Origin of the sequence: Haloarcula taiwanensis, assembly GCA_002844335.1 — an archaeon.
Taxonomy (GTDB): Archaea; Halobacteriota; Halobacteria; order Halobacteriales; family Haloarculaceae; genus Haloarcula; species Haloarcula taiwanensis.
On record CP019154.1, the window covers coordinates 2,653,913 to 2,679,641 of the forward strand.

25 protein-coding genes and 2 tRNA genes are annotated in these 25,729 nt (G+C 64.2%); 15 read left to right on the plus strand and 12 right to left on the minus strand.

Annotation, left to right across the window (positions count from 1 at the left end; all coding sequences use genetic code 11):
• Positions 1-26 precede the first annotated feature (26 nt).
• The 4 genes from BVU17_13495 (at position 27) to BVU17_13510 (ending at position 2,023) form a co-directional block, all read left to right on the plus strand.
• Positions 27-100 (plus strand) — tRNA-Val (locus BVU17_13495).
• 796 nt (positions 101-896) lie between these two features.
• Positions 897-970: transfer RNA gene (locus BVU17_13500), tRNA-Phe, on the plus strand.
• A gap of 140 nt (positions 971-1,110) precedes the next feature.
• Positions 1,111-1,674, plus strand: coding sequence for a hypothetical protein (locus tag BVU17_13505; GenBank protein ID AUG48488.1), 564 nt, complete (start codon positions 1,111-1,113; stop codon positions 1,672-1,674).
• A 103-nt stretch (positions 1,675-1,777) separates the two neighbouring features.
• Positions 1,778-2,023, plus strand: coding sequence for a hypothetical protein (locus BVU17_13510; protein AUG48489.1), 246 nt, complete (start codon positions 1,778-1,780; stop codon positions 2,021-2,023).
• A 130-nt stretch (positions 2,024-2,153) separates the two neighbouring features.
• Here the strand turns inward: BVU17_13510 and BVU17_13515 are convergent, their stop codons facing one another.
• Positions 2,154-2,651 carry a heat-shock protein Hsp20 gene (locus BVU17_13515; protein ID AUG48490.1) on the minus strand — a complete coding sequence of 166 codons (498 nt, stop codon included), beginning with the start codon at positions 2,649-2,651 and terminating at the stop codon, positions 2,154-2,156.
• A gap of 220 nt (positions 2,652-2,871) precedes the next feature.
• Here BVU17_13515 and BVU17_13520 point away from each other — a divergent pair, with 220 nt between their 5' ends.
• Positions 2,872-5,937, plus strand: coding sequence for an FAD-binding oxidoreductase (locus BVU17_13520; GenBank protein ID AUG48491.1), 3,066 nt, complete (start codon positions 2,872-2,874; stop codon positions 5,935-5,937).
• Here BVU17_13520 and BVU17_13525 read toward each other — a convergent pair.
• Together BVU17_13525 and BVU17_13530 are read right to left on the minus strand one after the other, a co-directional pair.
• Positions 5,929-6,453 carry a hypothetical protein gene (locus BVU17_13525; protein AUG48492.1) on the minus strand — a complete coding sequence of 175 codons (525 nt, stop codon included), beginning with the start codon at positions 6,451-6,453 and terminating at the stop codon, positions 5,929-5,931. The genes BVU17_13520 and BVU17_13525 overlap by 9 nt on opposite strands.
• A gap of 52 nt (positions 6,454-6,505) precedes the next feature.
• Positions 6,506-7,735 (minus strand): histidine kinase, encoded by a 1,230-nt coding sequence (locus BVU17_13530; GenBank protein ID AUG48493.1) that lies wholly within the window; start codon positions 7,733-7,735, stop codon positions 6,506-6,508.
• Positions 7,736-7,925: 190 nt separating this feature from the next.
• Here BVU17_13530 and BVU17_13535 point away from each other — a divergent pair, with 190 nt between their 5' ends.
• Together BVU17_13535 and BVU17_13540 are read left to right on the plus strand one after the other, a co-directional pair.
• Entirely contained in the window at positions 7,926-8,120 is a 195-nt protein-coding gene (locus BVU17_13535; GenBank protein ID AUG48494.1) for a cold-shock protein, read from the plus strand.
• Positions 8,121-8,122: 2 nt separating this feature from the next.
• Complete coding sequence (locus tag BVU17_13540) at positions 8,123-8,317, plus strand: cold-shock protein (GenBank protein AUG48495.1); 195 nt, start codon at positions 8,123-8,125, stop codon at positions 8,315-8,317.
• 125 nt (positions 8,318-8,442) lie between these two features.
• On the opposite strand, the gene BVU17_13545 is transcribed toward BVU17_13540, so the two are convergent.
• The gene (locus BVU17_13545; GenBank protein AUG48496.1) at positions 8,443-9,183 is read right to left on the minus strand and encodes a hypothetical protein; all 741 of its coding nucleotides are present in this window, start codon (positions 9,181-9,183) and stop codon (positions 8,443-8,445) included.
• 108 nt (positions 9,184-9,291) lie between these two features.
• On the minus strand, positions 9,292-9,477 hold the full coding sequence (locus BVU17_13550) for a hypothetical protein (GenBank protein AUG48497.1): 186 nt from the start codon (positions 9,475-9,477) through the stop codon (positions 9,292-9,294).
• Positions 9,478-9,744: 267 nt separating this feature from the next.
• Between BVU17_13550 and BVU17_13555 the strand changes: the two genes are divergently transcribed.
• Both BVU17_13555 and BVU17_13560 read left to right on the plus strand, forming a co-directional pair.
• Positions 9,745-10,452 (plus strand): UTP--glucose-1-phosphate uridylyltransferase, encoded by a 708-nt coding sequence (locus BVU17_13555; protein ID AUG48498.1) that lies wholly within the window; start codon positions 9,745-9,747, stop codon positions 10,450-10,452.
• An 80-nt stretch (positions 10,453-10,532) separates the two neighbouring features.
• On the plus strand, positions 10,533-11,147 hold the full coding sequence (locus tag BVU17_13560; protein ID AUG48499.1) for a DUF4864 domain-containing protein: 615 nt from the start codon (positions 10,533-10,535) through the stop codon (positions 11,145-11,147).
• On the opposite strand, the gene BVU17_13565 is transcribed toward BVU17_13560, so the two are convergent.
• From BVU17_13565 to BVU17_13575, 3 genes are read right to left on the minus strand one after another with little or no spacing between them, the layout of a single operon-like run.
• On the minus strand, positions 11,128-12,207 hold the full coding sequence (locus tag BVU17_13565; GenBank protein AUG48500.1) for a maltose ABC transporter permease: 1,080 nt from the start codon (positions 12,205-12,207) through the stop codon (positions 11,128-11,130). The genes BVU17_13560 and BVU17_13565 overlap by 20 nt on opposite strands.
• Positions 12,207-13,169, minus strand: a complete 963-nt coding sequence (locus BVU17_13570) for a sugar ABC transporter permease (GenBank protein ID AUG48501.1) — start codon at positions 13,167-13,169, stop codon at positions 12,207-12,209. The genes BVU17_13565 and BVU17_13570 overlap by 1 nt, the downstream gene beginning before the upstream one ends.
• Before the next feature lie 9 nt (positions 13,170-13,178).
• Complete coding sequence (locus BVU17_13575; GenBank protein AUG48502.1) at positions 13,179-14,450, minus strand: sugar ABC transporter substrate-binding protein; 1,272 nt, start codon at positions 14,448-14,450, stop codon at positions 13,179-13,181.
• 216 nt (positions 14,451-14,666) lie between these two features.
• Here BVU17_13575 and BVU17_13580 point away from each other — a divergent pair, with 216 nt between their 5' ends.
• On the plus strand, positions 14,667-16,754 hold the full coding sequence (locus tag BVU17_13580) for an alpha-amylase (protein ID AUG48503.1): 2,088 nt from the start codon (positions 14,667-14,669) through the stop codon (positions 16,752-16,754).
• Between the two features lie 92 nt (positions 16,755-16,846).
• Positions 16,847-18,013, plus strand: a complete 1,167-nt coding sequence (locus BVU17_13585) for a sugar ABC transporter ATP-binding protein (GenBank protein AUG48504.1) — start codon at positions 16,847-16,849, stop codon at positions 18,011-18,013.
• Positions 18,014-18,158: 145 nt separating this feature from the next.
• Here the strand turns inward: BVU17_13585 and BVU17_13590 are convergent, their stop codons facing one another.
• Positions 18,159-20,177, minus strand: coding sequence for a glucan 1,4-alpha-glucosidase (locus BVU17_13590; protein AUG48505.1), 2,019 nt, complete (start codon positions 20,175-20,177; stop codon positions 18,159-18,161).
• 172 nt (positions 20,178-20,349) lie between these two features.
• Between BVU17_13590 and BVU17_13595 the strand changes: the two genes are divergently transcribed.
• A complete protein-coding gene (locus BVU17_13595) occupies positions 20,350-21,402 on the plus strand; it encodes a transcriptional regulator (protein ID AUG48506.1) in 1,053 nt (350 codons plus the stop codon).
• 33 nt (positions 21,403-21,435) lie between these two features.
• Here BVU17_13595 and BVU17_13600 read toward each other — a convergent pair whose 3' ends face one another.
• The gene (locus BVU17_13600) at positions 21,436-21,939 is read right to left on the minus strand and encodes a type IV pilin (protein ID AUG48507.1); all 504 of its coding nucleotides are present in this window, start codon (positions 21,937-21,939) and stop codon (positions 21,436-21,438) included.
• A gap of 78 nt (positions 21,940-22,017) precedes the next feature.
• Positions 22,018-23,016, minus strand: a complete 999-nt coding sequence (locus BVU17_13605) for a glutathione-dependent reductase (protein ID AUG48508.1) — start codon at positions 23,014-23,016, stop codon at positions 22,018-22,020.
• A 221-nt stretch (positions 23,017-23,237) separates the two neighbouring features.
• Here BVU17_13605 and BVU17_13610 point away from each other — a divergent pair, with 221 nt between their 5' ends.
• Both BVU17_13610 and BVU17_13615 read left to right on the plus strand, forming a co-directional pair.
• Entirely contained in the window at positions 23,238-23,771 is a 534-nt protein-coding gene (locus tag BVU17_13610) for a 50S ribosomal protein L16 (protein ID AUG48509.1), read from the plus strand.
• A 179-nt stretch (positions 23,772-23,950) separates the two neighbouring features.
• Complete coding sequence (locus BVU17_13615; GenBank protein ID AUG48510.1) at positions 23,951-24,148, plus strand: hypothetical protein; 198 nt, start codon at positions 23,951-23,953, stop codon at positions 24,146-24,148.
• A gap of 63 nt (positions 24,149-24,211) precedes the next feature.
• Here the strand turns inward: BVU17_13615 and BVU17_13620 are convergent, their stop codons facing one another.
• Positions 24,212-24,643, minus strand: a complete 432-nt coding sequence (locus BVU17_13620) for a universal stress protein UspA (protein AUG48511.1) — start codon at positions 24,641-24,643, stop codon at positions 24,212-24,214.
• Positions 24,644-24,830: 187 nt separating this feature from the next.
• On the opposite strand from BVU17_13620, the gene BVU17_13625 reads away from it, so the two are divergent.
• Positions 24,831-25,694, plus strand: coding sequence for an alpha-L-glutamate ligase (locus BVU17_13625; protein ID AUG48512.1), 864 nt, complete (start codon positions 24,831-24,833; stop codon positions 25,692-25,694).
• The last annotated feature ends 35 nt before the right edge of the window (positions 25,695-25,729 follow it).

The following is a 25,729-nucleotide window of genomic DNA, read 5'->3' on the forward strand; positions in this document are numbered from 1 at the left end:
CCTGCCGATGGAAAACGGTGGAGTACGGGTCCGTGGTCTAGTTGGTTATGACGTGGCCTTTACAAGGCCGAGGCCGGTGGTTCGAATCCGCCCGGACCCACTTCTGACACCGACTGCGGCGAGTGTAACGAGGAGCCAGCGGTGTCTGTGTGGGGGATAGTGATTCGAACCCTGGAAGACGAACGCAGTGAGTCTTCCTTCGGTTCGGATCCGCCCGGACCCACTGAACCTCTCGCTGCGCTCATTGACGAGCGCCGCGTGTGTGATGCGGCTGGACGGTTCGAATCAGGGAACGAAGCAGCGCGGAGTGACCGTGGTTCGAATCCGCCCGGACCCATCCTGCGACGAACGGACGTGAGGAGCGGACGGTCTCAGTGGATTCGATTCCTGCCAGTCGCGCGCAACGCAGTGAGTCTTCCGTCGGTTCGACTCCACCGAGAGGGCACTACTCTCCCGAGCCCTCGTTCGCTTCGCTCACGAGGACGCCCCGGAACAACTGGGTTCCTTGGGGCATTCAATTCCAAGCTCAGTTGTGGTAGAGCCAGCTACGCCTCGCCGCTTTCGGCCTCAGTTTGAACTCCAGCGGGGCAAGCGCCCACGCGCAGCCGCCAACTCCCAATATCAGGCCCTCTATCTCGATTGATAGTCGCCCGTAACCCATATATCCGGAGTAGTGGTAGTGCGTGGCATGATAGACGGCTCGACGTGTCCGGCCTGTAGCGGGCACGTCTCAACGACCAATGGTACTGAGTACGAATGTGACGACTGTGGCGAGACGTTCGACAGCGCGGACCTGTTTCTCCCGTAATCGGCGGCCGAACCACTCGTCGATACCACATAATCTGCGCCCGCTTTCGAAATGCTTTTTTCTACCCTCGTCATCGCTTGGAGTGCACGCCGCCTTAGCTCAGACTGGGAGAGCACTCGACTGAAGATCGAGCTGTCCCCGGTTCAAATCCGGGAGGCGGCATTTTTCCACGAACTAAGTGAGCAGTAACGACCCTCTCAAGCGGATTTGGACGAGGTGATCAAGTAGCGACTACCGCGCTGCCCTATTGACTTGACTCAGCCGCCGGAACAGGTACGTTCGTGGCGACGAGTAGCATGGGTATGACAGAAAAGTCAGCACACGAGCAGATGGAGCGCCACGCGACCCTGACCGACGAACTCACCGCCCTCAGCGCGGAACGGGGTGCCGTCGCGGCGTCAGTACAGGAGCGGCTTGCTGACGCGGTTTCGGAGGCGATAGCAAAAGCGGGGACGAATGTCGGGAGCCTTGGGCAGTCCAGAGATGGCAGGCGCTTCCGGTTCGAGGCGCGCCTCGACCGGGCGGCGCTGGTGGCGGCGGTGACGGAAGCGCTGCCGGACGGGTTCGTCGTCTCCCACGTCAACGAAGATGGGACACTGAGTGTGGACTGGACCGGTGACAGCATCACACCGTCGAAGCGGGAACACGGGGCCATCCTGAAGGCGATCATCGCAGAGGAGACAGAGACAGACAGTGACGGCTTCATCGAGTCCGTGCCCACCCGTGACCGGGTGCTGGCACGGGCGGTGGAACTGGGCGTCGACGAAGGGGACGCGGCAGACCGCCTCAGTCGGCTGGCGACGCTGGACGTAGTAGATATCACTGACGAAGGGGTATACCCCGACGAGAACTTCTCACGGTATTAGCGGCAGGGGCGGATGTCGGCTGACAGCAGGCTCAAAAGGAGACGGAGACTGTGCCGCCGTGACCGACGTTTATTACTTGATCCGGCCAGTGGTGTCAGACGAAATGGCAGTACTATCGACAGAAGACGAAGGGAAGTTTCTCATGGACGCACAGGGAGAACAGATCGGCATCGTAACCCAGGTTGACCCGAAGGAGCAGGTCGCGTATGTCGAACCGGACCCGGACCTCACCGAGGCTTGGGTGCAGGGACTCGGGTTCGGTGACGCCGACGAGGACGACATCGAGATCGCTGCTGACGCCATCGGAACGGTAACTGACAGCGAACTTCGTGTGACGGTCGATCTGTAGTCACGCGACGGATCCGGGGCGCTCGCCCACCACATGACAAATTGACAATCGCTGGCTCAGGATAACAGGTTACTAAAGATGATATCACTGCCCGTTCAGTTACTATCGACAGAGAATTGTTGAAAAAGGCCTATTCGATTTCGATTCGGTTCGAATCGTCGGCGTCAGCCGCGCGTGGCAGCGTTATTTCGAGAACGCCGTTGTGGTAGGTGGCGGTGATCGCATCGTCTGAGACCGGCTGTGGAACGGCGACTCGCTCGGCGACTCGTCGGCTGTGTCGGCGAGCGCCGGCGCTGGTCTCTTCAGCAACCGTGCTCTCACCCTGGATTGTGAGGACGCCGTCGTCGAAACGAACGGCGAGGTCGTCCCGCTCGAAGCCCGGGAGGTCGACCATCACGGCGTATCCGTCGTCGGTCTCGTCGACGTGGAGGTTCGTGTCGATGCCGTGTCGGCGGTGGTCGTCCGAGTGTGTGCTAACCGGTCGGTCAGTGCGGTACTCGGGACTGTTGTCCGTTCGGCGTCCCGAATCGGCCCCTGTCCACCGGCCGAAACTGTCGTCCATCATCTCCCGTTGTGTCTGTGCAAAGAGTCGGAGCATTGTCTCGAAGGGGTCGTCTTTGTGTGTCATAATCACATTATATACGCTCGTGATTATATTAACAATTGCGTAACACATGCTATCACGGAAATATAGAAGCGCCGTAACGGATCGGCACTCGACCGGGTCGGGTGTGCGTGAGAGGGGGCCGTAGCGGAACTGTTTTGACAGGCGTACAGCTAGAACAGCCAGAGCAAACCGCCGAGTACCCGGTCCGTCGGTGGCCGGGCGGCTGGATACGAAACAAACCATGGCAACCGATTCCGGCACCCGGATGGACCCTTCGGCCGACGAGGTATCGAACTACGACTATCAGAACGACACCGTCGCCCGGTCCGGTCTCGTAGACGACCTGCAGACGCGTATCGACGGCGAGGTCCGGTTCGATGAGTACTCGCGGCAGTTGTACGCGACCGACGCCAGCCTCTACGAGGTACTGCCCATCGGCGTCGTCTACCCGCGCTCGACCGAGGACGTAGCCGCGGTCATGTCCTACTGTGCCCAGCGAGAGATTCCGGTTCTTCCCCGGGGCGGCGGGACGAGCCTCGCCGGCCAGACCGTCAACGAGGCCGTCGTGCTGGATTTCTCGCGGTACATGAACGAACTCGTCGAGACGCGGCCGGACGACCGGCGGGCGCGAGCGCAGCCGGGCATCAAGCTCGGCGATCTGAACGGGGAACTGGCCGACCACGGGCTGAAGTTCGCTCCAGACCCCGCATGGGGCGACAAGAGCGTGCTCGGGGGCGCTATCGGCAACAACTCCACCGGCGCGCACTCCCTGCAGTACGGCAAGACCGACGCCTACATCGAGGAGTGCGAGGTCGTCCTCGCGGACGGCACTGTCACGACTTTCGGCAAAATTAGCCGCGAAGAACTCCGCGACCGGGCGGACCCAGACGGCGACCTCGAAGCCCGGATTTACGCCGAAATAGAGCGGATACTCGCCGAGGAGGGCGAGGAAATCGAGAGCCACTACCCGGACCTGAAGCGCAACGTCTCGGGGTACAACCTCGACTGGGTCCTCGAAGACGCCGAGGACGGGACCGTCAACGTCGCCTCGCTGCTGGCCGGCAGCGAGGGCACGCTTGCCATCGTCACCGAGGCCGAGGTGTCCCTGGAGCCGATTCCCGAGACCAAGTCGATGGCCTTGCTCGCCTACGAGGGACTCATCGAGGCCATGGAAGACGTTTCGGACATCCTCGAACACGACCCGGCGGCCGTCGAGGTACTCGACGACGTGCTCATCGATCTGGCCCGCGACACCGCCGAGTTCGAGGACGTGGTCGGCATGTTGCCCGACGGGACCCGGGCGGTCCTCATCGTGGAGTTCTACGCCGACGACGAGGAGAGCGGCCGCCGGAAGGTCGCCGACCTGCTCGCGGACCGGACCGAGGGCGTCGCCCCCGACGCCGACCCGACGGCGGGCCGGACCGTCGTCGACGCGCCGGTGCGGGCCTTCGACGCCATGGAGGCCCACGAAGAGGCCAAACGCGAGAAATTCTGGAAGATGCGCAAGTCCGGCCTCCCCATCCTGCTCTCGCGGACGACCGACGAGAAACACGGCTCGTTCATCGAGGACACCGCCATCCCGCCCGAGAACCTCCCCGAGTACGTCGCCGACTTCCAGGAGATTCTGGAGGCCCACGACACCTTCGCCTCCTTCTACGCCCACGCCGGGCCCGGCGTGCTCCACATCCGCCCGCTCATCAACACCAAGACAGTCGAGGGCGTCGAGACGATGGAGTCCATCGCCGACGCGGTGACGGACCTCGTCGTGAAATACGGCGGGAGCGTCTCGGGCGAGCACGGCGACGGCCGCGCCCGCACGCAGTGGAACAAGAAGCTCTACGGCCCGGACCTCTGGGAGACGTTCCAGGAGCTCAAGTCCGCGTTCGACCCCGACTGGCTGCTCAACCCCGGCCAGGTCGTCGGCGTCGACGACGCCGCTGTCGAGTCCGGCGCAAAGCCCGAGCGGGCGCGCACGGTCGAGATGACCGAGCACCTCCGATTCGACCCGGCCTACGAGTTCGAGACCGGGTTCGACCCCGCGCTGGAGTGGGACGACGACAACGGGATGCAGGGGATGGTGGAGCTCTGTCACGGCTGTGGCGGCTGTCGCGGGCCACAGGAGACCACCGGGGGCGTGATGTGCCCGACCTACCGCGCCGCCGAGGAGGAGATTACCGCGACGCGGGGCCGGGCGAACATGCTCCGGCAGGCGATGAGCGGCGACCTCCCGGACGATCCCACCGACGAGGAATTCATGCACGAGGTGCTCGACCTCTGTATCGGCTGCAAGGGGTGTGCGAAGGACTGCCCGAGCGAGGTCGACATGGCGAAGCTCAAAGCCGAGGTGACCCACGCCCACCACCAGAAACACGGCTCCAGCCTGCGGGACAAGGTGTTCGCCAACATCGATGCGCTTGCCGGACTCGGAAGCGCGTTCGCGCCGCTGTCGAACCTCGCGACGAAGGTGCCGGGCGCTCGCACTGTCCTCGAAAAGGCGGTCGGCATCGCCCCCGAGCGGACGCTTCCAAGCTTCCAGCGCAGGACGCTACAGGACTGGTTCGACGACCGCGGCCCGCAGGTCCCGGCCGGCGATGCCGAGCGGCAAGCCTTGCTGTTCCCTGACACGTACACGAACTACAGCCACCCCGAGGTCGGGAAAGCCGCCGTTCGCGTGCTCGAAGCCGCGGGCGTCCACGTCCAGTTGGCTGACCGAACCGACAGCGGCCGGCCGGCCCACTCGAAGGGGTTTCTGGACCAGTCCCGAGCCACTGCGCGGGACAACGTCGACGCGCTCGTTCCCGCAGTCGAGGAGGGTTGGGACGTGGTGCTGGTGGAACCGAGCGACGCCGTGATGTTCCAGTCGGACTATTTAGACCTGCTCTCGGGGGAGGACGTGGAGGTGCTCGCCGAAAACGCGTACGGCGTCTGTGAGTACCTCGACACCTTCCGGCTGGACGAGGGGGCCGACTGGGACGCTGGGCGCGAGACGCTGACCTACCACGGCCACTGCCACCAGAAGGCGACGAAGAAGGACCACCACGCCGTCGGCGTGCTCCGGCGGGCCGGCTACGACGTGGACCCGCTGGATTCTGGCTGTTGTGGCATGGCCGGCTCCTTCGGCTACGAGACCGAGCACTTCTCGATGAGCAAAGCTATCGGCTCGATACTGTTCGACCAGATAGGCGACAGCTGCGGTGACACCGTGGTCGCGCCCGGCGCGTCCTGTCGCACGCAACTGGACGACTGGGCAGAAAGTGACGGGGAGCCGCCGCATCCAGTCGAGAAGCTCGACGCAGCCCTAGCCTGACGATTCCTCGGGCTGGCGCACCGCCTGAACGATGCCGACCGTCTGGCCGACCAGCGCAAGTCCGATGCCGGCGAGCAACGCGGTTTCCGCCGGCGGGAACAGCGCGCCAGCGTACACTGCCGCGCCGAGAACACTCAGCACTGCGCCGGCCGTGTACGCCCGCTGGCCTGCCGGAACGTGCTTCCCAGTGTAGTAGAGGCCGACGCCCGGAACAGCCATCCACCCCAGTAGTGTCGTCGTCAGGAACGGAACCCGGAGCGGAGAGTAGAGGAAACCGACGATGCCGCCGACGGTGAGCAGGAGTCCAACGAGCAGAATATCGCGCCAGATACGGAGGACGCCAGTTACCATCTCGTCCCACGAAAGAACGGCGAACGCAGCGATGAGGACGGCGGCGACGACGTGAAACGCCAGCACTGTCCGCTCAGTGACCGCGTCGAGATGCGCAAGTCCCACGAGCAGCCACGCGAGCGGGATGAGTACGGTCGGACCCTGTGCGCGCAAGCGAGGGAACATACCCCCCACTGTGCCCCCCACAATCAAGAAACGTCGGTCGTGCGGTACTGTGTCACGCTCGCGGGAGTTCGACAACGAAGTGCGCGCCGTCGAGGTCGGTGTCGGCGAAGTCCGTGTCGAATTCGCTGGCGGAGTCGGCGAGGTAGATGTCGCCGCCGAAGCTGGTAACGAGCGTCTCGACGAGATGGAGCCCACCGCCGTGCGTGTCGCCCGCTCGCGGGTCGAAGATGTTGTCACGCCGGTCGTCGGGAATCCCCGGGCCGTCGTCGACCACGTGAATCTCGACGACATCGCCAGTTTCGCGGATCGCGACGAACACCGACGGGTGATCGCGCTCGTCTCCAGTCGACTGGCCGGCCTCCGCTCGCGGTGCCTCGCTCTGTAGCGCTGCCCCGTCCGTCGCGGTCCCCTCGGCGGAGAGTTCGGCCGCTGGCGTCCCGTGTTCGATAGCGTTCTCTATGAGATTCCGGAGAACCGGGCGGGCGGCCTCGTTTGTGCGTGCCATCGCGCTGCCCGATGCTTGAAACTCGATAGCGATGGGATGTGTTTGCTCGATTCGCTGTATCACCGCCTCGGCGATTCCGACAACGTCAGTCGGTTCGAAGGTCGGGTCGGGACCGAGGGTCTCGACGACAGCCCCGGCGTTGTCGACCAGGCTGTCGAGTTCGGTTACCTGTTCACGAATCGCGTCCGCTGCCGTTTGAATCGTCTCCGAGTCGGCGTTGCGCCGGATGATTGTCCCCCGGCCGTCAATAACGACCAGTCCGTTCGCGATATCGTGCCGGAGCAGGTCGTTGACGAACGACAGCGTGTTCGCGGTTCGGGTCGCACGGCTGGCATCCTGACGGGCCCGGACCGCGAGCGTGCCCGCGATGAGTCCCGTGACAGCGCCAGTCTCCATCGACAACAGGGTGACGAACACCGGTTCGGCGATCGTTCGGCCCTCCATCATACGGATAAACACGCTCAAACCGATGACCGTCCCGACTGCGAGACTGCCAGCGACGCTCCAGACGAAAACGGTCCAGATCTGCTCACCCGGTGTCGACGACGAGACGAGGCGATAGCTGCCATACACCAGCACCAGCGGCAGTAGTCCGTCAAGGCCCAGTGCAAGCACGGGGCCACCGACCTGTCCGATGCGCTGTGTCTCGATACCGAGGTGCCAGACGACGGCCACACCTGTAAAAGCGAGACCGAAGCCAGCGAGCAGCCACGGCGCAAGGCGGGCCCGGACACCGCGGTACATAGTTACGACTTGTGCTCGAATGGCTAATTCCATTCGATTAGTGAAATGATAGGACCGAGCGCGACGCCGAAGCGTCGACAGCCAGCCGGGAGATCAGCCGACGCGTGTGGTGTGCCAGTATTACACACTCCCTAATCGCCAGACTGCGGGCGGTTTTCTCTGTTTCCTACCAGAGTATCGTACCGACACTGTTATCCGTGGTGCTGGCATCTCTATGGTTGCAATGGCGAAAGGAACGGTTGATTTCTTCAACGACACTGGCGGTTACGGTTTCATCGATACTGAGGACGCGGACGAGGACGTCTTCTTCCACATGGAAGACATCGGCGGCCCGGACCTCGAGGAAGGACAGGAGCTCGAATTCGACATCGAGCAGGCGGACAAGGGTCCGCGCGCCAACAACGTCACGAGGCTCTAACGATGGCGACAGGCACTGTCGACTTCTTCAACGACACTGGTGGCTACGGCTTCATCGAGACCGACGATGCGGACGAAGACGTCTTCTTCCACATGGAAGACGTCGGCGGCCCTGACCTCGAAGAGGGGCAGGAAGTCGAGTTCGACATCGAGCAGGCGGACAAGGGTCCGCGTGCGACCAACCTCACGCGACTGTAAGACCGGTTCTGTCTGCAGTCTAGCACTATAATCACTTGTCAGCGGTCGCGGTGTACGCACGCACGGCAGTGTCGCTGGCACGCACACAACTCACGGCGAGCAACGGCACTCGGCGAGACACGCCACTACGTGAGCAGTGGCGACGCCGCCCGATAGACGGTCTCCATCGGCAGCCCCGCCGCGTCCCGCGGCGGTTCGGGCGGGAGCGTGTACAGTTCTCCGTCATCCGGGACGGCTGTGTACGCGAGGACGACAGCGTCCAGCACGTCGTCGATAGCCACTGCCGTGCCACCAGTCGCTTCGGCGGCCTTCTGGACCGTCGGGGCAGCGTCGCGGTCGTAATGGGCGAGAATCCGCATCCGCTCTGCGTATCCCCCGGCGGTGCGCTTCGAGTAACTGAGCGGCTCGCCGGCGAACGCCCGGAAACAGACCTCTGGGTGAGACTCTCGGATAGCGGCGGCGGCCTCGGGCAGTTCCTGCAGGAGTTCATCGACCCGGGCGAGGCTGTCGCTGCGTTCGAACGCCCGCTCGGAGAGGTCGTTCCCGGTCTTGCGCTTGTGGACGCGATTGGCCGTCGAGTAGCGCTGTTTTCGCGTCGCTTCCCGTACCGGCGGTGTGTGGATGGTCGAGCTGCGCGCACCGAGAACGGACCGAGCGAGTTCGTCACACCGGCGGTCCGGCTCGCCGGATTCGACAAGTCCGATTGGGACGCCGACCAGAATCCGGCGGGCGCGCTCGTCGTAGGCTGACCAGCACGCACCGATACTGTCGAACACCGACGCGTGGTCGAAGCCGTCGCCAGTGAACGCGACAGCAACCCAGGACTCGTCGCTCCGATCAACGCCGACGTACAGCGGTTCCGCCATTGTGGATACTCGTTCCGACGGGCGCAAAAGTGTATCCCGAGGTGTTTCTTGCCCAACCGGTCACGCACCTAAGCTATCGGTCGACGTGCTGACGGCCCCGAGAACGGGTCACGTCTGCCCGAATTTCGTGAGGTCTTTGAGTGGTACCAGGCGGTGTTCCAGCGCCGGTTTCGTGTAGCCAGCCGACTCCTCGGAGACGCCGCTTGTGAACACCAGCACCTTCTGCTGGAGGACATGCGGCACGCCGTCAGTGTCTCTGATGATGTCGACCGACCGCCACGCTTCGTCTTCCATGTGTCTGACTCACACGCCGCTGCCACGTGTCTCTTTCCCCGCTACGAGTCCGGCCCGACGAATATCGTCCGGAGCCGCGCACCGCAGTCCGGACAGTATGCCAGCGCTCGGTATCGAGGTCGCCGAACGTCTCCCGGCGAATCGCGTCCCCGACGCTGACCGACCGGCCGCAGGTATCACACTTCTCCGCCATACGGATCGGTGGCGGGCCAGAATCAAAACCCGCTCGCCCACAGGCATTTAGCCGGCGCGGGCGTGGGGCCGGCCATGGACGGTGTCGTACTCGCCGCCGGCGAGGGAACGCGGATGCGACCGCTCACCGCCGACAAGCCGAAGGGACTGGTCGAGGTGGCCGGACAGCCGCTGCTGACCCACTGTTTCGAGACGCTGCTGTCGGTCGGCGTCAACCGCCTGGTCGTCGTCGTCGGCTACCGCGGCGACGACATCGTCGCCCGCTACGGCGACCAGTACCGGGACACGCCGATAGCGTACGTCCGACAGGAGGAACGGCTGGGGCTGGCCCACGCGCTCGAACAGGCCCGGACCGCCGTCGACGGGACCTTCGTCGTGTTGAACGGCGACAACGTCTGCCGGGCGAACGTCGGCGACGCGCTCGCCCGCCACCGCGAGAGCGACGCCAGCGCCACGCTACTGGTCGAGGACGTGTCCCGGGCCGAGGCTAGGTCGACCGGCGTCGTCACAACGGACGGGGAAGGACGGGTGACTGGCCTCGTCGAGAAGCCGGCGGACCCGCCGTCAACGCTAGTCGCGCGGGGCTTTTTCGTGTTCGAACCGGCTATCGGCCACGCCTGCGCGCTGATACGTCCCTCCGAGCGGGGTGAGTACGAACTCCCCGACGCAATCGACCTGTTGCTGAGTGCCGGCCACCGCGTCGAGGCGGTCGAACTGGAGGGGTGGTGTCACAACGTCAACGAACCAGCCGACGTGGACACGGTTGAGGAACAGCTCGGCTGACGGCGTCGACCGTTGCCAAGCGAAGCAGCGCGCGGACGCGGCGACGGAACATCGAAGGAGCGTCACCCCAATACAGGGGTATGACAGCCGTTCGGTCGCTGGCGCTCGTCGCACTTGCCGCGGTCGTAGCACTGGCGGGCTGCGGTGCGTTTTTCGGTGGTGGCGACTCGACGGAGTCGAAAGCGACGATAACGCCCGCCAACGTGCCAACAGAGGACGCGAAAGCGGCAGAACCGGCGGCGGGCGGGCGGGAGTACTGGGGCAACGTCTCCGTCGACACCAACAGATCGGCCGTGACACAGCCGCGGGTCCTCGAACTGCGGCCGAACTGCGAGCGACCGCCTGGGCTGGTCGTCCACATCCAGGTCCTCGCGTTGCAGAACAACGACCCGGCGACGAGCGAGGGTATCAACACGACCTGGCAGTTCGCCGCGCCATCGAACCGGGACCTGACGGGACCGTACTCGAACTTCGTCCGAACGATCCAGAGCGGGTTTGAGCCGCTCCTGAACGCGACGGGCGTGCGGTACGGGCCGCTCGACCGCGACGGCGACACCGCGTCACAGCCGGTAACGGTCGTGAATGCGAACGGAACGACGACGAGCTACCGCTGGACGGTCGAAAAGCAGACCGAAGCGCCCTACGAGGGCTGCTGGATGACGACTGGGGTGGCCGCTACCCCTCCATCCCGCTGAAGGAGAGGCCGCCCTCGATGTAACGCTGGGCGAACAGGTACGCGAGCATAATCGGCGAGGCGAAGGTGAGCGCGAACGCGGAGAAGCGCGCCCACGGGATGGAGTACTCGTCGACCATCGCGTACAGACCGACCGGCAGGGTGTAGTTCTCCGTCCCCAGTAGCGTCTGGGCGACGACGAACTCCGTCCAGCCGGTGAGGAAGACGAAGATGAACACCGTCGCCAGCCCGGCAGTCGACATCGGGATAATGACTTCCGTCACCACGCGCCACGGCGGCGCGCCGTCGACGACGGCGGCCTCCTCGTAGGAGACCGGGATGCCGTCCATGTAGGTCTTCAGCAGCCAGGTGTTGAACGGCACGGCGGTCGCCGCGTAGTACACCGCAAGCGCCAGTTTGCTGTCGTTGATGCCGAACTGAACGTACAGCGCATACATCCCGATGAGCAGGGCGACACCGAGACCGCCACCGACCTGTGTCATCAGGACATAGAGGAACAGAATCTTCCGTCGGAAGAGGAACTCACGGCGGGAGAGCGCATAGGCCGCTGGAATGATGAGCGACATCGCGATCAGCACGGTGGGAATCGCCACCATGAGGCTGTTCCAGAGGAAGTGCTTGAAATCCGACGGGCGATCGACGCCGTAGTCGGACGCGTCAAGCAGTTCGATCCCCGGCGTCTGGAACACGAAGGCGAGGTCGGTGAACGGAATGGCCGCTGAGATCGAGTACGACGGCACGATGAGGTCGCCGATAACCCAGATGAACGGTTTGACCGTAGGGTTAGACGGAACCAGCGAGAAGCTCTCAGACGTGTACAGCGAGCTTCCGGAGCCGGAGAGGGCCGCCATCAGAATCCAGTAGATCGGGAAGAGGAGCGCCAGCACGACCAGCGTCGCGCCGATGGTCGAGAGGATGACCTTCAGAACTGCCGAAGCGGGCAGTTCACCGCGACGGACGGCCTGCACGGTGTAGGACCACTTTCGAACTGTTCGGGCGGGCATCGTGGCGAGCGTCTTGACATCGTCGCTGAGCTTCCGGGCGATTGCACCGAGCAACATCAGTCGTTCACCCCGTCTGCGAGTTTGCCTTTCTTCACGTTGAGCCACATGAACGCGCCGATGAAGGCGAGCGCGATGATGCTGATTGCCGCGCCGCGGCCGTACTGCTGGAACGACAGCGCCTCGCGGTACCCGTAGACGACGATGAGTTCGTTCGCCCGTGCCGGGCCGCCCTGATTAAACACGAACGGGATGAGGAACTGCTGGAACGACGCCGCCGACGTGAGAATCGACGCGAACAGGACGGGCCGCTTAATCGACGGCAGGGTGATGTGGGCAAAGCGTGCGAGAAACCCCGCGCCGTCGACGACGGCCGCCTCGTGGAGTTCCTCGGGTACGTCCTGGAGCGCGCTGACGGTGATGATGACCATGAACGGGTACGCCAGCCACGCCTCCGTGACGTTGTACGCGACGAAGGCGGTCCAGCGGCCCGAGAGCCACGCGACCGAACTCGCCCCGAACGCGGTCAGTAGCTGATTCATCAGTCCGAACTCGGCGGAGCTGAAGATGCCGCGCCACACCGTGATGGTGAAAATCGGCGGCAGCCCCATCGGGAAGATGATAAGCGAGCGCAGGACGCGCTTGCCGCGGACGAGGTCACTGGTCACGATAAGCGCGATAGCGAGGCTCGCCCCGATCTTGAGCGTGACGCTCGTGGCGACGAACAGCCAGGTGACGCCGAAGGAGTTCCAGAACTGGCCGTCGGTCAGCACGTCGGCGTAGTTCTCTAGCCCGACGAACAGCGCGTCGCCGAACGTGAGCACGGCGACGACGCCCTCGCCGGCGAACAGGTTGGCCGGCTCTGCGTTCGTAAAGGAGATCCCCAGCAGGTAGAGGACCGGGAACAGCATGAACGCCGAGAAGACAAACAGCCCCGGAAGTACTAGCAGTAACGACGCGTCGTCCCGCGTCAGAAACGGGACCGATTCGATCCGGTCCGCCGCTCGTGAAACGGTACTCATGGGCAGTTCTTACTCCCAGTTGCTGCGGATTTCTTCGGCGGCGGTCGTCAGTGCGTCCTCGGCGCTCGCGTCGCCGTTGAACGCTTCGATGAGGGCGTTCTCGAGCGGCGACCACACCTTGTTCATGCGCGGGTCGGTCGGCATCGGGACGCCCTGACTGACGGTCTGGGAGTACGTCTGGACGTGGTCAGGAAGATCGTCACTGCCGACGAGGCTGTCGAGCACCGGAATCGCGCCCTGTTCTTGAGCGAGGCGCGTGGCGTGGTCCTCGTTGGTAGCGAACCACTCGACGAAGTTCCGGGCGGCCGTGGCATCGGCTCCGCCCTCGCTCATTGCGTCCGCGAAGTACCACATCGAGATACCGGTGTACGGCGTCACCTCGCCGCCGTCGATCTCTGGGAACGTCGCCACTTCGTAGTTCACGTCGCTCTGGTTCAGCGTCGCCAGGTACCACGGCCCGTTGACTGCGAAGGCGGCGTTGCCCTCCGAGAACGTCGCGGCCTGCGGTTCGTAGTTCGGGTCGTCGGGCATGTACGGACGGAGGGTATCGAGAGCGAACTGAAGCCCCTCGATAGCTTCGTCGGCATCCAGCCCGAGCGCCGGGTCCTGCTCCGGGTCGAAGTAGTAGCCGCCGAAGGCCTGGATCCACCCGCTCGTGAAGTACGGGTCGAACGGCGCGGCGAGCCCGTACTGGCTGCTGCTCGGGTCGTGGTACTCCTCCATTGCCGCTACCATGTCGTCAATAGTTTCAGGTGGTTCAGCGACGATATCGGTGTTGTAGATGAGCGTTACCGTCTCCGCCGAGTGCGGGAGGCCGACGACGGCGTCGTCGAACTGGACGGCAGAGGCTGCGGCGTCGGTGAACTGGTCGAGACTCACGGAGAGTTCGTCGGACTGGTCGACGACGAACTCCCGCTGGTAGTAGTCGCCGACCCAGTCGTGTGCCCACTCGAATATCTCCGGCCCCTGTCCGGCCGGAATAGCGCTCGTGGTCTTCTTTTCCATGTTGGAGATATCCGACCCATCGACGCCGAACTCTGTCTCGCTCGCGAACGTCTGCATCGCGTCCTTGCGTGCAGGAATCTCCGAGTCCTGAAGCTGGTACCACGCCGTCGCGGTCCCGCCGGACTGCTGACTCCCATCGCTTGCCCCGTCGTCCGAGCCGCCGGAAGCCGTTTCGCCGTCCGAGCCGCCACTGCCCTGCTCTTGCACACTACAGCCAGCAAGGGCTGTAGCCGCCCCGACACCGCCGATCCGTTTGAGCACCGTCCGTCGTTCCATTGTCATGGATAGATATGGGATGAAATAGTCCTTCATAACTTAAATCATTCGGAAATAGAAGGAGACAATGATGACAGATTCAGAGAGACAGCACAGATGTACCTCGCTGTGTGTCGGTTTCAGTAAGTCCGCTTCTCAGAAGTAGTGAAGTGATATTTTTTCTGAAATTGGACCAGAAGCGTAACACTCACAGTACCGACCCCGTACCGTAGGCGTATGCACCATCCAGGCCCGCCGCGGTTCGCCACCGTCGGCGAATCTGTCGAACTGGCCCCGCGCCGGCCCGACCCCGGCATGGCCGCCGAGTGGCGGTTACTCGAGCGGCCAGCGGCGAGTACGGCGACGCTTGACGGCGGCCCAGTCTGTCACCTCGAGCCGGATACCTCAGGTGTCTATCGAGCCGAGCTAACCACCACAGATAGTACACATGAGCAAATCATCCGAGCGTTCCCGGCCGTCACCGAGACCATCCGGTTCAGCGTCACCGAAGACGACTTCGACGGCGAGGACATCGCCGTCGCCGACCGCGCCGTCGTCATCGGGAAGTTCAACGACTTCACGATGGGGACACACTGGGCCGAGCGGGACGGTGACGAGTGGGTCCTCGAGGCGGACCTGCCGCCCGGGACCCACCACGCCATTTTCAGTTTCGACGGGTCCTTCGAGTCGACCGCGACCGACGAGGTCACCGTCGAAGGCCCCGGTCGACCCCGGATCGAGCTCACCAGTGCGACAGAAGACGGGTCCCTCGTTGTCTCGGCGGATACTCACGCGGCCCCGTCAGGGAGCGAGCCCGCGGTAGAGTTTTACCTCGACGGCCGAGACGCGCTGGAAGAGTCGGCTGTGAGCATCCACGGCGACGATCTCCGGGTGCCACGGGACGCACTACCCGAAACGGCCCGCGTTCACGCGGTTGCCGTCTCCGAGCGCCACAGCGTCGCTGATACGCTGGTCGTGGAACACGGCAGGGAAAACGAGAGCGCGGACACAGGCGCGACGGTGTCCGTCTCGCGGCCGGCAGACCCGCCGGCCTGGGCCGGCGATGCCACCATCTACGAGATATTCGTCCGGTCGTTCGCCGGCGAAACCGTCGACACGACCTTCGAGGCCATCGAGCGGCGGGTCCCCTATATCGAGTCACTTGGCGTCGACGTGGTCTGGCTCACCCCCGTTCAGGCCAGTCCGACTCGACACGGCTACCACATTACGGACTTCTTCGATACTGCGACAGACCTGGGAACGCGCGAGGAGTTCGAGTCGCTGGTCGACCGGCTCCACGACGCGGGAATCCGGGTCGTCTTCGATTTAGTCATCAACCACACCTCGCGGGACCATCCGGCCTTCCAGCTCCACCGGACTGGCGTCCCCGAGTACGCCGACTACTACGAGCGCGTCCCGGCCGAGCGCGACGTCTCGGATGTCGACTGGGCGGGCGAGGACGCGCCGGGCTACTACTTCAACTGGACGCGGATTCCGAACCTCAACTACGACTCGCTCGACGTCCGGCGCTGGATGCTCGACGTGGTAGACGAATGGCGCGACGTGGTCGACGGCTTTCGCTGTGACGTTGCCTGGGGCGTGCCACACGGGTTCTGGAAGGAGGTCCGCGAGCGGGTGAAAGCCGACGACCCCGAGTTCCTGCTGCTCGACGAGACAGTCCCGCGAGACGCCGCCTTCGCCGAGAACGAGTTCGACGTGCATTACGACACGGACCTGTTCGACACGCTGCGCGATATCGGGACCGGCGAGGAGCCGGCGTCGGCGCTGTTCGAAGCGCTTGACGCGACGGCCGAGCACGGCTACCCCGACCGCGCCGGCCACATGCGCTACGTCGACAACCACGACGAAGACCGCTATATCGACGAGTGCGGGGCCGCACCGCTTCGGGCGGCCGTCGGGGCCACGTTCACGCTCCCAGGAACGCCGATGATATACGCCGGGCAGGAGCGCGGCGTCGAACAACAGCGCGGGACGATGCGGTGGCACGACGGCGACAGCGCGCTGACCGACTTCCACCGGCGACTGGTCGCGCTGCGAGCGGACCACGCCGCACTCCGCGCGCCCGGGGTGCATCCGGTTCCCCACACGGTTGAAACAGGCGCTTCGGACGGAGTCGTCGCGTACGAGCGCACCGACGGTGATGAGACGCTGGTGATCGTTCTGTACTTCGGCGACGGCACGGCGAGCGTCTCACTTGATAGCGCAGTCGGGGACACTGACCTCCTCAGCGGCACGCCGGTCGGTAGCGACGGGACGATTGCGGTCGGAGATGTCGTCGTGGTACCGGCGACGAGAGAGCGCTGACAGCGCCCGGTTCCGCACCCGAGCCGATTCGGCTAGAACTTCTATGAAAAATCCCATCAAACTTATTAGCGATGGGTGTGAGACTCTGTGTAATGGCGAGTCTCGAACTAGACGGTCTCCGCAAGGAGTTCGACGGTGGCTCCATCGTGGCAGTCGACGACATCGATCTGTCCATCGACGATGGGGAGTTCGTAACCGTCGTCGGCCCCTCGGGGTGTGGGAAGTCAACGACACTGCGGATGATTGCCGGCCTCGAACGGCCGACGAGCGGCCGTATCCGCATCGGCGACGAAGACGTGACCGACGTCCACGCCCGCAAGCGTGACGTGGCGATGGTGTTCCAGAACTACGCACTGTACCCGCACAAGTCCATCCGGCAGAACATGGCGTTCGGTCTCCGGATGAGTACGGACCTCTCGAAGGCCGAACGGCAAGAGCGAGTCACCGAAACGGCCGAGATGATGGGTATCGGCGACCTGCTGGATGACACGCCGGACCAGCTCTCCGGGGGGCAGAAACAGCGTGTCGCGCTCGGGCGCGCCATCGTCCGTGAGCCGGACGTGTTCCTCTTCGACGAGCCACTCAGCAACCTCGACGCGAAGCTCCGGACGACGATGCGGACGGAGATCCAGCGGCTGCAAGAGGAGCTCGGGATTACGGCCGTCTACGTCACCCACGACCAAGAAGAAGCGATGACGATGGGCGACCGCATCGTCATTCTCAACGACGGGAAACTCCAGCAGGCCGGTCGCCCGAAGACGGTGTACGAGAACCCGACGAACCAGTTCGTCGGCGGCTTCGTCGGCTCACCCTCGATGAATTTCCTCGATGTGACCGCAGAGCCGCTCGGGAGCGGCGTGCGGCTCACCGGCGCACACGATGACTTCTCCTATGACCTCACGGGCGGCCGCGCCGGTTCCGTCGGTGATATCCAGCAGGGGTCGTACACGCTTGGTATCCGCCCGGAACACGTTTCGGTCAGCAATGGTGGCGATCAGGACGCCGTCCCGGCGACGGTCGACGTGCTCGAACCCATCGGCAGCGACAATTACCTCTATCTCGATCTGGGCGAATCGAAGACCGGATTCGAGGGCGACGGCGCACCGGATTTCATCGCCAGAGTCAGCACTGACGTGGAGCCGGCCATCGGCGACCGCGTGCAGGTGTCGTTCGACGAATCCGCCGTCCATCTGTTCGACCCGGAGACAGGCGAGGCAGTCACAGCCGGCGAGGACACGCCCGTTGCAGCGCCGCAGTAGGGCGATAGCCAGTGATCCACGGTCAGACGTAGTCGCTGTTTTCGGCTAGTTATAGAGTCCCTACGGCCATCCGCTGCGTTTTCGAACGTCAAGCAGCGCGGTCCGCGTAACGCGGGGCCTCGCGAGCGCCCAGTGACGCGGTGCTTTACTCGCGGACGCTCAGCGGCTCGGCGGTGAGTTCCCCGGCGTCAGCGAGGTGGGCCACAGTTGCCAGCCGGAGCGCGTGGGGCCAGCCAAGCGGCGTGCCACAGTCCGGCGTCCCGTCGTCGAACAGTTGCTCGGGGAGGTACCCGCTGGACTGAACGAGCGAGCCACCGGGAAGAATCTCTGCCAGCAGGTCCCGGGACCGGGCGTAGGCCGCCGTCGCTCGGCTGTCGTCAGCGTCACGCAAGAGGGTCCCCAGCTGTGCGGCACTGTTTGCGCCCCACGCCGTCGAGACGGTCCAGACTTTCTCGCGGTCCTGCGAGCCGCGTCGCCAGTCGTCGCCCTCGAAACGCACGAGGCCGCGGATATCGCCGGTGTCCCGTTCCAGCCCGTCGAGTGTCGTCTCGACGTGGGTACAGAGCCGGTCGCGGGTCTCTGCCGGCAGGTCGACCGTCTGGGCGGCGGCGCGACAGGCCGCTGGGAGGGCCAGCGTCGCAGAGTCCAGTCGGTCGTCAATGGTCCCGTCATGCTCGCGGAGGGCGTAGCGGTCGCCGGTCCACAAAGCGTCAAGTGCAGACAGTACCGTCTCGGCCTGGGATCGGGCGTGGTCCCGGAGCGCGGTGGAAACAGGTGCGCGGGCGACCGCCGCATAGGCGTGCAGGAAGGTCGCGGCAGTGTGCGTGAACCGGCCCTGCATGTTCTCCCAGGCGTTCTGGCAAGCGATAGGGAGGCCGTCGTCAGCCAGCGTGTCGTCGATGCTCTCGACGGCGCGCCCGAGCGTGGCTTCGATGCGCTCCGGGTCGGCCGGGTCGCCGGTCCGGAGGTACGCCGCGAGGAAGGTGGTGACGCTCGCGGTCTGGTCGGCCTGGTAGTCCGCGTCCGAGCCGCTTTCGAGCCGGGCGTTCGCCCAGCCCGGCGCGAGCGTTTCGTCGCCGGGCCAGACGCGGTGGGGCCAACTCCCGTCCGGTTGCTGGGTGCGACAGTAGAATTCGGCGGAGCGCTGGTGCCACGAATCGAGCCCGAGGTCGAACGTCCCGTCGGCTTCGAGCAGGAACGCCGCGATCTCGGCGTCATCGCGGAACCACGTGTAGCCATAGCCCCCAGAAGTGACGTAGTACGGGTCGAAGTCGGGCGCAGCGATTCTGGCACCGTTCGCGGCCGAAAGCAGCGAGAGGACGCGGAGGTCGGCCACGATGCTTTCGTGGCTCGGCGTCTCCGCGGGGACGCTCCACCGCCGCTGTGCCTGGCCTGCTTCGAGCACCGTCTCCGAGGTGTAGTGGTCGCTCACCAGCTGGTCGATGGTTGATAGCGCTGCGTCGCGGTCGGTGTCGGCCGTATCCGTCAGCAGCGTCGCCAGCGTGACGCCGCCGTCGACGAACGGCGCGGACAGCAGGACGCCGCCGGTCAGCGTCGTGTCTTCGTACCGCCGCGCCCCGGTGGCCCGGGGGAACGAGACGGGGTCGTCGTCGACGAGTTCGGGGAACCGTTCGGGAATCTGGCCCACAGCAGTGTCGAGTTCGGTAGAGACGCCGATGAAGTCGTGTTCAGAGCGGTGGTATGCCTCGACAGCGTCTCCGTGCATCAGCAGGCTCTGCTGGCCGTTCCGCCCGTCCGGTGCGAAATCGACGAACGCCCGCAACGACACGGCAGCAGGCGCGTCGCCGCGAAGCTCGAATCGGGTGACGTGGGCCTGCTCGATGGTGCAGTCCGTCTGGACGACGGCCCAGTCGCCACAGTTGTGGACCGTCTCGACGACGCCGGCGTCGCCGCAGTACCGCTGGTCGGCGTCGGGACCGAACCACGTCGTCGAGTCCGTCTCGACGCCGAACCGTGAGCGGTCGATGCCAGTGAGCCCACACAGCGGATAGGAGTAGTCCCGCAGCGAGCCATCGCTGTCGACATGCACCAACCGGCCATCGAGTCCAGAGAACATGCCCGTCGTAGAGCGGAACTCGCCCGGGAACTGGTGGCGACGGTCCCGCGTCCGCTTGAAGTCGTTGAGTGCCGTCCGGAGCGTCATTGGAGAGAGACACCACTGGAGGGGATATAAAATATGGTGTAATAGTTTTTCATCCTTGTGACGGCAGCGTCTGGACAGCCGGTGACACGTCTGCCGTCGACGCTCCGAGGGTGTCTCCGGGCTACAGGGCACCGAAACACAGTTATCCGCCGCCGGTACCAGATGTGAACAGATGGACGATTCGACTCTCAGAGACAGGCTGGGACAACTGGGCCTGTCGGAGAAGGAAGTCGACACGTACCTGTCGATCCTCGGCAGCGGCGAGGCCACGGCCAGCGAAATCGCCGACGACACCGGCGTCTCCAAACGGTACGTCTACAGCATCAGCGAATCGCTCGAAGACCGCGGGTTCGTCGAGGTCAACGACCACGTCGTGCCCACGACAATCCGCGCCCGGCCGCCAGAGGAAGTCATCGACGTCTTGACCGACCGGCTCGAAGAGATGAGCGGGGCGCTCGATTCTCGATACTCGGCGAGTGCGCGGGAACCGCAGCAGTTCGATGTCATCAAATCGCGGGTGACAGTCATCAAGCGGCTCACGGAGTACATCAGAAACGCGGACCGCGAGATTATGCTGTCGGTTCCACAGCAGTACCTGCCCGAGATATCTGAGGAACTGACCGCGGCCGTCGACCGCGGCGTCCTCGTCATGCTTGTCGTCAGTAGCGCCGACGGTCTGCACCCTGACGACGCGAGCGGGCTGGCCTCCGTAGTCCGGTCGTGGGACCAGCCGATGCCGATAATGCTGACTGTCGACGCCCAGTTTGGCCTCGTCTCCCCGACAGAAATGGTGACACGCACCAACTCCGACCAGCGGGCCATCGCCTTCGTCCAGCAACAGCTCGTCCCGGTGCTGTCGGGGTCGTTCCTCGGGAACTACTGGCTGATGGCGACCGAGGTGACCGTCACCGACCCGGCCCCGTTGCCGGCCACCTACCACGACTTCCGCCACGCCGTTCTCCAGGCGACGCTACACCTGCGCGCCGGCCACAGCGTGCAGGTCTCCGCGGAGGTACGGGCAGTGCAGGCCGACGACGACACCGCCACCATCGAGGGGACCGTCGTCGAGACGAAACAGGGGCTCGTCGAGCCGGGGACCAATTCCTACCCTATCGAACACACGCTGATCGTCGCTATCGACGATAGGACCGTCTCGCTGGGCGGCCCCGGGTCGTTCATCGAGGACTACGAGACCGACGCGGTTACGCTCTCGCTGCCGGAGTGACTGCTATCGTCCCGCCGACGGGTTCCGAGCGGCTCAGTTGCGCCGGCTCGGGTCCGGCCAGCGGTAGATGACGTACGTTTCCGACCCCGGTTCGCTTGCGGGCTTCCAGACGAGTCGAAGCGTCGCGTCGTTCAGGTCCAACTGTTCTCCGCTCGGGATGCCGGAGAACTGTTCCTGATGGATTGTAATCTCTGTTCCCGACGTGATCCGCGTCGAAGCCTGTGCCTGTATCGGATCGGAGTCCAGCGTCACGTCACTACCGCCGGTACTCCTGGCACCGGAGACGACGACGGTGAGGTTATCCCTGTAGACGGTGTCCCCGCTTTTGAAGCTGAGGTTCAGATACTCCCCGTTGACAGTGGTCCGCTCGTTGTAGTCGGCCACGATAGCGACCTGCGGAGCTTGTGTCGGTTGCTGCTCGTTGAAACCAAGCGCGAACACACCGACGGTGGCGGCGAGAATTGCAACAATGCCGACGAGAATAACAACACCAATCACCGGGCTCACGGCCCGGTTTCGACCATCTACCCGACTCATTGACCACAGGTGAGAACTGGGTATATAAAAGAGGCCGCGTCGACTCAGCGTTCGATATCTGACAGCGATACCACCCGGTTACGCTGTCGGGAACAGCGTCTCGGGGAGGTCGCCCGGCAGGTCGTCGCGGTCGTGGTCGGCCTCGAAATCAGGGTCAGGGCCCATCGGGACGATACGCTTCGGGCTCACGTCGGGGTGGGTCGTGTAGTAGTGCTCCGTGATGTGGTCCATGTTCACCGTCTCGGCGACGCCGGGGAGCTGGTAGAGGTCACGCAGGTACGGCCAGAGGTTGTCGTACTCGCGGATGAGCTTGTGGTTGCACATGAAGTGGGTGTGGTACACCTCGTCGAAGCGCACCAGCGTCGTGAACATACAGACGTCCGCCTCGGTCAGGCGGTCGCCGGCGAGGAAGCGCTGGTCTTCGAGCACCGCATCCCAGTGGTCGAGGGCGTCGAACAGTTCCTCGACGGCCTCGTCGTAGGCTGACTGGCTGTCGGCGAAACCACAGCGGTAGACGCCGTTGTTGATCGGCTCGTAGATGTCGTCGATGATGCGGTCGACCTCGTTCTGGTAGCCCTCGGGGTAGAGGTCCACGTCGTTCTCGGATACGTCGTCGAACTCGGTGTCCAGCATCCGGAGAATTTCCTCGGACTCGTTGTTGACGATGGTCTCCGCCTGTTTGTCCCACAGCACCGGGACCGTCACGCGACAGGTCGCGTCGGGGTCAGCTTCGACGTAGACCTCGCGGAGATAGTCCGATCCGTTGACCGTATCCGGCGTACAGCCCGCCTTCTCAGGCGTGAACTGCCAGCCGCCCTCGCCGCGATACGGGTCGACGTAGTCGACGGTGATGGCGTCTTCCAGCCCCAGCAGTTTCCGAGCGACCAGAATTCGGTGCGCCCACGGGCAGGCGCGGCAGGCGTACAGGTGGTACCGGCCGGCCTCGGGCTGGAACCGCGCGTCGGGGTCGTCTTCGATCCGGTCACGGAAGGTGGTGTCCTGCCGGTCGAAGGCCCCGTCCTCGTTCGTGGTTTCGTACGCGTCGGTCCGCCACTCGCCGTCGACGAGCATATTCATGGGTATCGTTCGTAGGCGCGCGAAGCGTAAAAGAACGCGGTGACAGCGGTGTTACCGGAACAGCACCGGCCTCTGTCAGACTACTGCAAACAGAGACTCCAGTCGCCACAGCACCGGTCGGTTCGTGGCCACTCACCGGCGTGTGGGACACAGCGACACGCCGCCGGGCGGGTTCGAAGCCCTTATTGGGCCGCTCGGCGACGTATTCTCCAAGAGTACCTATGTCGGACAAACCCGCCTCAATGTACCGGGACATCGACAAGCCCGCGTACACCCGACGCGAATACATCACAGGCATTCCCGGGTCGAAGATCGCACAGCACAAGATGGGCCGTAAACAGAAGGACGCCGACGATTACCCCGTCCAGATCAGCCTCATCGTCGAGGAGACAGTCCAGCTCCGTCACGGCTCGCTGGAGGCCTCCCGCCTGTCGGCCAACCGCCACATGATCAAGGAGCTCGGCGAAGATGGTGACTACAAGATGACCCTCCGGAAGTTCCCACACCAGGTCCTGCGCGAGAACAAGCAGGCGACCGGTGCCGGGGCCGACCGTGTCTCCGACGGGATGCGTGCCGCCTTCGGGAAGATCGTCGGTACCGCCGCCCGCGTTCAGGCCGGCGAACAGCTGTTCACCGCCTACTGCAACGTCGAAGACGCGGAACACGTCAAGGAAGCGTTCCGCCGCGCTTACAACAAAATCACGCCCTCTTGCCGCATCAAAGTCGAGCGGGGAGAGGAACTGCTGATCGCGTAAATCAGACAGCGGCGGTCGCTCTCCGTTCGGACAGCGGACCGGCCGTCTCGACTCCGTTTTCCGCGCCGCTCAAGTGCTGAGTGGCATCCCAGCCGCTGAGTAATGGAACGTAGCTACGTTCTTGCCCCAAGTTACCGACACCCACAATACTCTTGCACCCATCCCGCGTACGTCTACAGATGGTACTCCGACTCACACTCCTGGCTCTCGGCGTTCTCGAACTGCTTCGGCCCCGGAAGGTCGTCGACTTCTGGATGGGGCTCGCAACGACAGAGGCCGACGACATAGACCTCCGCCCGTGGGTGTACAGTGCCGCCCGCGTCGAGGGCGCGCTCCTCGTGCTGTGGGTGCTCCGGCAGCGTCGCAGCGGCGAGTGACTCGGTAGGAAGCTGTGAAACGCTCCGCACACCACAGGCGACCGGTACTGCTGGCAGATGCTACTACGTATCGTCGGGCAACCGGACAGTCAACACCGGTGCGTCTGCTGTCCGGACGACCTTCTCGGTGACGCTCCCCAGCAGAAACCGGTCCAGACCACTCCGGCCGTGGGTTCCCATGACAATCATATCGATATCGGCAGTCTCGGCGTAGTCGATAATTTCCTCGTACGGATCGCCCATTCGGTGCTCGGCGACGACGGGCACACCGTGGTCAGCAATATTGTCGACCGTTTCGTCGATGACCTGCTCGGTCTGTTCCTGCAGCGATTCGATGGTCGTTGCTTCTGCCGCGGCACTCCCGAGATACGTCGAGTCGACGACAGAAAGCACGTGGATCGTGGAGTCGTGTGTCTCCGCCAGTTCGAGTGCGTGTGCGAGCGCTTCGTCCGCGCCGTCGCTCCCGTCCGTCGGGAAGAGGATATCGTTGTACACGCGTGATATATTTTCCCGCAGTATACTTAGTGTTTGTCTGATAATTTCTTCAATTAGTGTCTATTCCTCGATTATACACCGGTGCGCTGTGGTCAGCAGCGAGCAGTGCGCACTACGTGATGGAGCGGTCAGCGTGTATCGAAAGCAGCTGCGAGCGTGTTATATTTCTCCAAGACAACTGCACGCTATGCACAGGCTGGCCGTCGCCACGAACGCCGAGACCTTTGAGCGGATGCAGGAACCGCTGGCGGCCCGGGATATCGAGGCGGGCCACGTCGAGACGGCCGAGCGGACGCTGGCGCTCGACGAGCGTCCCTTCGGCGAATACGACGTGGGCTTCGTCTACCCCTCCCGAATCATGGAGGGGGCCGTCGCCGACGCCATGCTGGACGTGCCGTGGGTCAACGACCGCGAGGCTATCCTCCGCTCACGGAACAAGGCCGACGTGCTGGCGCGACTCGGCCGTGCGGGCGTTCCCGTCCCCAAGACTGTCGTCGTGTCGAACCCGACAAGCGAGGCTGAACTGACCGCGGCGTTCGAGCGGTTCGACCCCCCCGTGGTCGTGAAGCCGAACTCGACGACCCGCGGCGTCGGCGTGGCCAAGGCCCACGACCTGGATTCGTTTCTCGGCATCGTCGACTACCTCGATCTGGTCCACGACTATCGCGCGGTCGGCGACCAGTCGTTTCTCGTCCAGGAGTACGTCGCCGACGCCACAGACTACCGCGTGATGGTCGTCGACGGCGAGTACGTCGGCGCGGTTGAGCGCCGCCTCCCCGAAGCGAGCCGCGAGCAGGGCCGGTGGAAGCACAACGTCCACCGTGGAGCCGAAGCCGAAGGGCAGGAACTGCCAGCGGCGCTACGAGAACTGGCTGAAGACGCGGCCGACGAGCTGGCGATTCCGTACCTCGGCGTCGACCTGCTGGTGACGGCGGACCGGGCGGTGGTCAACGAGACGAACGCCCGCCCGACAATCGACTCGGCGACGAAGTACGAGGACGGCTTCTGGGACGAACTCGCGGCATTGATACGGGAAACGGCGGCGCAGTAGCGACGCGAGTGCGCTGTTCTCGCGTGACAAAACAG

Coding starts and splice junctions, on each gene's coding strand:
- BVU17_13505 (AUG48488.1), top strand. CDS start 1,111: ATGACAGAAAAGTCAGCACACGAGCAGATGGAGCGCCACGCGACCCTG.
- BVU17_13510 (AUG48489.1), top strand. CDS start 1,778: ATGGCAGTACTATCGACAGAAGACGAAGGGAAGTTTCTCATGGACGCA.
- BVU17_13515 (AUG48490.1), bottom strand. CDS start 2,651: ATGACACACAAAGACGACCCCTTCGAGACAATGCTCCGACTCTTTGCA.
- BVU17_13520 (AUG48491.1), top strand. CDS start 2,872: ATGGCAACCGATTCCGGCACCCGGATGGACCCTTCGGCCGACGAGGTA.
- BVU17_13525 (AUG48492.1), bottom strand. CDS start 6,453: ATGTTCCCTCGCTTGCGCGCACAGGGTCCGACCGTACTCATCCCGCTC.
- BVU17_13530 (AUG48493.1), bottom strand. CDS start 7,735: ATGGAATTAGCCATTCGAGCACAAGTCGTAACTATGTACCGCGGTGTC.
- BVU17_13535 (AUG48494.1), top strand. CDS start 7,926: ATGGCGAAAGGAACGGTTGATTTCTTCAACGACACTGGCGGTTACGGT.
- BVU17_13540 (AUG48495.1), top strand. CDS start 8,123: ATGGCGACAGGCACTGTCGACTTCTTCAACGACACTGGTGGCTACGGC.
- BVU17_13545 (AUG48496.1), bottom strand. CDS start 9,183: ATGGCGGAACCGCTGTACGTCGGCGTTGATCGGAGCGACGAGTCCTGG.
- BVU17_13550 (AUG48497.1), bottom strand. CDS start 9,477: ATGGAAGACGAAGCGTGGCGGTCGGTCGACATCATCAGAGACACTGAC.
- BVU17_13555 (AUG48498.1), top strand. CDS start 9,745: ATGGACGGTGTCGTACTCGCCGCCGGCGAGGGAACGCGGATGCGACCG.
- BVU17_13560 (AUG48499.1), top strand. CDS start 10,533: ATGACAGCCGTTCGGTCGCTGGCGCTCGTCGCACTTGCCGCGGTCGTA.
- BVU17_13565 (AUG48500.1), bottom strand. CDS start 12,207: ATGTTGCTCGGTGCAATCGCCCGGAAGCTCAGCGACGATGTCAAGACG.
- BVU17_13570 (AUG48501.1), bottom strand. CDS start 13,169: ATGAGTACCGTTTCACGAGCGGCGGACCGGATCGAATCGGTCCCGTTT.
- BVU17_13575 (AUG48502.1), bottom strand. CDS start 14,450: ATGGAACGACGGACGGTGCTCAAACGGATCGGCGGTGTCGGGGCGGCT.
- BVU17_13580 (AUG48503.1), top strand. CDS start 14,667: ATGCACCATCCAGGCCCGCCGCGGTTCGCCACCGTCGGCGAATCTGTC.
- BVU17_13585 (AUG48504.1), top strand. CDS start 16,847: ATGGCGAGTCTCGAACTAGACGGTCTCCGCAAGGAGTTCGACGGTGGC.
- BVU17_13590 (AUG48505.1), bottom strand. CDS start 20,177: ATGACGCTCCGGACGGCACTCAACGACTTCAAGCGGACGCGGGACCGT.
- BVU17_13595 (AUG48506.1), top strand. CDS start 20,350: ATGGACGATTCGACTCTCAGAGACAGGCTGGGACAACTGGGCCTGTCG.
- BVU17_13600 (AUG48507.1), bottom strand. CDS start 21,939: ATGAGTCGGGTAGATGGTCGAAACCGGGCCGTGAGCCCGGTGATTGGT.
- BVU17_13605 (AUG48508.1), bottom strand. CDS start 23,016: ATGAATATGCTCGTCGACGGCGAGTGGCGGACCGACGCGTACGAAACC.
- BVU17_13610 (AUG48509.1), top strand. CDS start 23,238: ATGTCGGACAAACCCGCCTCAATGTACCGGGACATCGACAAGCCCGCG.
- BVU17_13615 (AUG48510.1), top strand. CDS start 23,951: ATGGTACTCCGACTCACACTCCTGGCTCTCGGCGTTCTCGAACTGCTT.
- BVU17_13625 (AUG48512.1), top strand. CDS start 24,831: ATGCACAGGCTGGCCGTCGCCACGAACGCCGAGACCTTTGAGCGGATG.